Annotated in this window: 1 protein-coding gene; it reads right to left on the reverse strand. The window is 61.4% G+C overall.

Going from position 1 to position 1600, the window contains the following annotated elements; translation table 11 throughout:
• Positions 1-873 precede the first annotated feature (873 nt).
• Positions 874-1600, reverse strand: a 727-nt coding sequence (locus FK219_RS13270; RefSeq protein ID WP_210416834.1) for an RHS repeat-associated core domain-containing protein, incomplete at its 5' end; no start/stop codon positions are given.

Raw genomic sequence — 1600 nt, forward strand, 5'->3', positions numbered from 1 at the left:
TCCAGAACCAGACCCGACACGTCAGCCGCCGCCGCATGCGCGTACCGCGTCGCCGACAGCTCGACACCATCGACAGTGACCGTGCGGGCCACGATGCGGTTGGTCACATCGCGGGTGTATGACACCTTCGTGGCCACCCCCGTATCAGTGACCGTGGTCGACAGGTGCCGGTTGGAGAGGACAGAGCCGAGCCTCTAGCGAACATCCGGACGGTCAGCCAGTTGAGTGCCCCACATCTCATCAACGTGACGACGCAGAGCTTTCTCGCCTTGCGGCTGAAGAAGCGGTCCTCGAAGTAGCGCGTACGAAAGCTCCGTGTGGACTTCATCAGTCGAGAAACGGAGAGCTACGTAGTGAATCGTGTGGATTCCGGAAGCTTCCGAATGCAGCGTCGCGCTCCGCAGATGACCGGCGGCGAACGTAGCAATGCTTCGAGGGCTCTTGACACCCTGGATAACTGACACAACCCCTGCAACCTTGACCAGAGTGGCACCTCGGCCACGTGGGCGCCCGGACGCATCGGAGTCGACATGAGAGACACGAGCAGAGTGAATCCCGATTATCGAGCCGCCACGCAACAGGACATCCTCGACCACGACAGCCTCTCTCAGCGGACGACCGTACATGATCGTGGCTTGCGTTCTGCGCCTCATAGAACCCACCCGTGCGAGGAAGGCTAAGAGCGCAAAGAACGCCAGAGCCGCGACGGCGACCACCAACAGCATCACCTGCCCACCCCGGTCGACCTCGCCGTTTGCAAGTCGAGCAGCGAGCGACAGAACTGGAGGGATGACCAGCACAAAGGCGAGTACCAATCCGAGCTTCTTCAATCGATCGTCAACCCCTTCCCGGTGTTCGGCTTCCGCTCGGTACTCACTTCAGCCAAGACCCTACAGTCGTTACGGTGCCAAGAGTCGTCGCCATCCCGCTCCAGATCTCGGCAATGATCTGGACACCGCCCCGCGCCGCGGCGCCCGCGCCACCGAACGTTGCACCTGCGATTCCCACAACGCAAGCACCTGAACTGAAGTCCCTGGTACAAGAGATCCCGGTCGAGAGACCGCCTGCAACATAGGAAATGGCTAGCGCAGGCCCCGAGATCACGGGGTTCTTAGCGAACACGGCGACACCGAGTGACGCCGCCGCCAAGACAGCCAACCCGTCAGCAGCTGCAGCGCCGTCAGGTGACTTGGCCCAAACACGCACTTCCCGCTTGAAACGCTGAAAATTATCGCCCGCTGATCGCCAAGTTCGATTGCTGTAGTTGTACACCCACATCCGCTCGAACGCCGTCTGCGAGCGACCCGTCAACGACGGAATCATCTTTTGACCGTTGTCGTGCCACTTCTGGTAGGCGTCCGCGCTCAACATGCCCGTGAGGTCGAGCTTGTTGATCGGGTCGGTCGGATACACGTAGGAGTTATCCACCCCACCCTCGACCGGGTCCACACTGAGGAACCTGCCCAACGCCGGCACGAAGACTCGTGCGCCCATTTGCACGATCGCGACCGAGCCCTGGTGTTCGTAGAGCTTCCGATGCGCACCGACGAACGCGTAGTCCGCGTCGCCGTCGGCGTTGTCGATCACCGCGTCATCCGCA

The sequence above is a fragment of the Microcella pacifica genome (assembly GCF_009371975.2).
Taxonomy (GTDB): Bacteria; Actinomycetota; Actinomycetes; order Actinomycetales; family Microbacteriaceae; genus Microcella; species Microcella pacifica.